The 4,792-nt window shown below is 38.8% G+C and carries 3 protein-coding genes; all 3 read left to right on the top strand.

Features of this window, described 5'->3' with window-relative positions; translation table 11 throughout:
* The first annotated feature begins 454 nt into the window (after positions 1-454).
* Genes RDO37_RS03620 through RDO37_RS03630 form a run of 3 tightly spaced genes read left to right on the top strand, consistent with a single transcriptional unit; the run spans position 455 to position 4,738 of the window.
* The gene (locus tag RDO37_RS03620; RefSeq protein WP_308498141.1) at positions 455-1,057 is read left to right on the top strand and encodes a TnsA endonuclease N-terminal domain-containing protein; all 603 of its coding nucleotides are present in this window, start codon (positions 455-457) and stop codon (positions 1,055-1,057) included.
* Complete coding sequence (locus RDO37_RS03625; RefSeq protein WP_308498142.1) at positions 1,023-3,125, top strand: hypothetical protein; 2,103 nt, start codon at positions 1,023-1,025, stop codon at positions 3,123-3,125. Before RDO37_RS03620 ends, RDO37_RS03625 begins: the two co-directional genes overlap by 35 nt.
* Before the next feature lie 20 nt (positions 3,126-3,145).
* Positions 3,146-4,738 carry an ATP-binding protein gene (locus RDO37_RS03630; protein WP_308498143.1) on the top strand — a complete coding sequence of 531 codons (1,593 nt, stop codon included), beginning with the start codon at positions 3,146-3,148 and terminating at the stop codon, positions 4,736-4,738.
* The last annotated feature ends 54 nt before the right edge of the window (positions 4,739-4,792 follow it).

Raw genomic sequence — 4,792 nt, forward strand, 5'->3', positions numbered from 1 at the left:
ATTGTACATGGCACTCATAGATTAACTAAGGATCTTTTATAGTCATAATAATCATTTATAGATTATCAAATTATTGAACGGCATAAAGGCATAAATAAGCTTTTATGCCGTTTTTTATTGTCATTTTCGTAAATATGACTTTTTATAATGAGATATAAATCATATTTATAGTGCGTAAAGATGTTATTTATAGATTGACTATAATAGTCTAGTCAAACTATAATGTGACAAATATAGGTAGATTTTGACAGTCTATAAATGAGAGGAGCGTATGCTACCTTTAAAGTTGAATGAGGATTGGCTACTAGGCAAAAAGAAAGGGCTGTGTTCCGGTGAGTTGTCCAAGTACACTCCATGGATTTCTATTCGCAGCTTTCACTCATATACACCTAGGCACCGTGTGTTTAACGCTAAGCTGAACCGCATAATTCACCTAATGTCACAAGGTGAACTCATGTATTTTCATCTTTTTGATTGGGACGATCGTATTCGCGATATCAAAGAGCAGTATGCGTTAGATCCTATGGTCACATACCAAATTGCTGATAGATTAAAGATTAAGCATCCAGGATATACATCTGGAGGGCAGGTTATGACCTCAGATTTCTTGCTGACTTTTATCAATAAGGACGGTATTGAGCAAAAGATGGCTGTTCAAGTTAAAGAGTCAGATACCTTGGATAAAAGAACCATGGAGAAGATTGAGCTTGAGCGGGTTTATTGGGAAAGTAAAGGTATTACATTTAAACTTTGCTTCTCAAGTGAGATCAACAGAACGTTTGCTGAAAACCTTCAACATCTCTACATGCATAGGCAAAAGTCTGTTCGCGAAGAAGACCTTGATGTGCTTTACAAGATACTTACGCAAGTAATTAGAGATGTGCCTGAAGCGTCGTTCAGTTTTATATCAGATAAGATTCAACTTCCCGTACCATCAGGCGTATCGTACAGCCTGACAGAAGCGATTAAATTGCTTTGCGCTAAGAAATTACTTAAATTTCCAGTTGAGACAAGGCATCTCAATGATTGTGAGCTTAAGGACTTTGTGGAGGCCTAGACAAATGATTAGCAAGAATGATGTTTTGCTGAAAGATGGAGTTACTTACAGAGTTTTGTTTGTTGATTATGACAAGATCGGACTCTATGACATGAACAACTCTAAATCTGGCATCAGCTATACTGTTGTTTGTAAAGACGAGCTAAATGAGCAGTTTAACTCTGGTCACATAACAAAAGAGAAAGACCCATATGAGAGTCTCAGAGATGCTTGCACTAAAAATAACGTCGCAAGGATGGAAGCTAACTTTGAGATTATCAAGCCTATCGTGACTTCTCCAAGTATTCTGTATTCGAAGAGTGAATGTACTGCTGCTATAAACTCTGTTGCAGGCGATGATAAAGTACTTAGCCGCAAGATTTATAGGCTATTAGGACGTTGGTTCCAAAGAGGGCAATGCAAAGGAGCATTGTTACCTGACTACAGAGCTGTAGGCAAAGGAACAAGGAATCTAACAAAGTGTCCTGGTCGCAAAAGCGGTGGCTTGATACCAATAATGAATGATGCTCTTCGCTCTCTAATGGCTAGAGTTATCAAAAAGTATGTCCTTGTCGAGAATCACCTATCTCTTCAGAGAGCATATTCTGAGCTGCTACGTGCTTATATGGAAGCTTATCCAGATTCTCAAGTGCTTCCTAGCATGGGTCAGTTCAGGGGCTTCTACTACAGAACAACAACTCGTAGAGACCGAAACATTAATCAGAACTCTAAGCGTATCTTCAACAAGGATATTCAAGCCAAAATGGGCTCGGTGTATGAGGCCTCAAGTTTTATTGGTGCAGTCTACGAAGTGGATGCAACCGTAGATAATGTTTACCTTATTTCATCAGGTTCAAGTCCTAGAGCTGTTGGCCGACCTGTGCTCTATCTTGTGACTGACAGATTCTCTGGCATGATAGCTGGCTTTTCGGTATCGCTTGAAAATGCTCAATACCGAAGCGCAGCTGAGGCAATTTACTGTGCAATTGCGGAAAAGACAAAGTACTTCAAAGAGTCTTTTGACATCGATTTACCTTTCGAGTGGGATGTCTCAGGTATTCCTGAGGCTATTTGTGCAGATAATGCTGAGCTAGAGGGTGTACAGATTGAACACTTTCTCAGATATTGTAATGTTACTATTACCAATACTGCACCATATAGAGCAGACCAAAAAGGCTCAGTTGAAAACAGCATCCACCTCGTTCAAAAGGAACTTGCCTCATTTCTTGTAAAACAGTCATTTACATCAAATCTCAGCAAGAAAGCTGGCGGCCAAGATAACAGAGCTAATGCAGTTTTGACACTTCAAGACTATAGAGCAATGATCTTATATGCTATTGATACCATTAATCATAGAGTAAGAAGAAATATGCCAGCTAATTATCCACCTGAGCTACCTTGCACTCCAATTGCTCTATGGAAATGGGCTAAGTCATTAAAAGCTAGTGCTCTATGTAACTGTGCAAACGAAGACGCATTACGTTTGAGCTTAATGCATAAGCAAACAGCCACTGTTTCAAGAGAGGGCGTCAAGTGTTCTAAGATTGTTTATACATGCAAAGAGCTTGAAAATGATGGATATTTTGATCGTGATGGTAATTCTAAGAAAATATATAAGCCTTCTCTAGCGATTGATCATGGTAATGTAGCTAATGCTTGGATCTATCCAGACCCAATTAATCACCCTGAAAAGTACTTACGTTGCAGACTTGCCTCCCATAGTAGCTACTTGGCTGGCTGTTGCATGTATGAAGCCAATATGATTCTTGAAATAAAATCAGCTTCACTCAAGCACGCTCAGATGGATCAAGACCTACTCAGATGTGACAATAGAGAGAGGCTTGAGGATATTTGGGAGTCAGCTAAAAGACGGCTCGATAAATGTGCATCTACTCTAAGTGAGAAGGCTCAAATAGATTTAATTAAAGAGTCTAGACTCAATGAAAAAATTAAAGATGCATGTGCTCGCTCTTTATCCAATAAGACTGGCCCTAAACAAGAAATTGCAGATAATAGCTCAGACACGGAAAGCCACAATGACTATGATTTACCGTGGGGCTATGCAGATCGATTTACACATAATATTTAACTTGTTTTACAGAGGCTAATATGAGTTCAGAAAAGGTCAGAGTTGAAATAGCAAAGCTAAGCAGACAAAGGTATCAGTTTTTTGCTAGCAACATTTTAGTTGATGCTTTGCCCCTGACTAACAACTGGGATTATGAACTCATTATTAACAAGCTTGAGGGTGGAAATCTTAAGCGTCCTGAGAACATCTTAGATTATTCGCCAAGGGAGAAGATTGAGTTCCTTAAATCATGCATGAGGAACGTTTTTATTGGCACTGTAAATCACCTAGTTCTGTTTGAAACTATTGATGACTTAATTAGGTACGGCTATTACTGCAGAACACCAGTAGATATGCATGCAATCGTGCAGGGCGAAAGTGAAAATGCAGATGAAAGCTCAGATGAGCATGTTGTTGAGGAAAAAATTTATACTGAAGAAGAGCTATATACCGCAGACTCGGATATTGATAAATATGAGTCAAATGAAAGTATTTCTACTAGTATAACCCCAGCAACATGCATTATTGGATGGTCTGGCACTGGTAAAACCAGTAGCATCAATCATATTTTGAAGGTCTACCCACAAGTACTTCTACACAGAAAGTCAGTATTTAGTACGTCCTTCAAACAAGTTGTATGGCTGAAAATTGAGTGTCCTTCTAGAGCACTTCCAAAGTCGCTATGTATCTCGATGCTTGAGGCATTAGATAAAGCAGCAGGAACAGCATATTCAAGCAAAATAACTCATCCAATGAGCCAAACAAGAGCGCAAATGATTACTGCAAATGCTTTGAGGGCGCATTTTGTTGGTCTTATTGTTATAGATGAGATGCAGAATATAGCAGATCAAAGTAGCAAAGATGATTTCCTCAACTTCTTGGTTGAGCTAACAAATACCATTCAAGCCTCCTTACTCTTTGTTGGCACTCCAAAGATGACTAAGCTGTTTGGCAGTGACTTCAGGATATTGCGCAGATGTGCTCAGTTTGGCTCTATGGAATGGGGCAGGCTTGTGCCAACGTCAGATATTAGGGTGCCTGGTAGCTTTGATAAGTTCTTAGACAGGCTGCTTAAATATAACATTGTCAGTACTAGGCCACTTGATATTGCAACAAGAGAGGCGTTGTTTAAGTACTCTCAAGGCATACCTGACATTCTTATTAAGCTATTCTTCATTACACAAATTGAAGTGATAGCAAGATCCCAGGAGTTTCATGCTAGTCATGTAAAAAAGGCGTTTGAGCTGCATTTCCCTGAGCTTAAACCACTAATCAAAGCAATCAGGGAACAAGATCTTACCGTGCTCGATAGATATTCAGACATAAACCTGAGTACACCTGAATTAGAGTTGAAAGTCGAGAGCTCAATTAAGTCTACAATGAATACCCTAGTGGATGATGCATCAGAAACAATAGACAAGTCTCTGGGGGATGAGATCTTCCTATCGGCAGTAAATTTAAGTGCCCTTATACAGAGAGTCTTATCTAGGATCAAAGACTATAAAGACATGACAGAAGAAAATAAAGAAAAACTCAGATTAGCTATTGTTAAAGACCTTGTGAACGGCAATACCGTTACTATAGATAGAGCAATGGAGTTAGCTAATGATATAACTAAGGATGCCAAACTATAAATAATTTGACATTCTATACGTGATTATTTAGATAAACTATAAATGCCATGTACA

This window comes from uncultured Anaerobiospirillum sp. (assembly GCF_902485895.1).
GTDB classification, from domain to species: Bacteria; Pseudomonadota; Gammaproteobacteria; order Enterobacterales; family Succinivibrionaceae; genus Anaerobiospirillum; species Anaerobiospirillum succiniciproducens.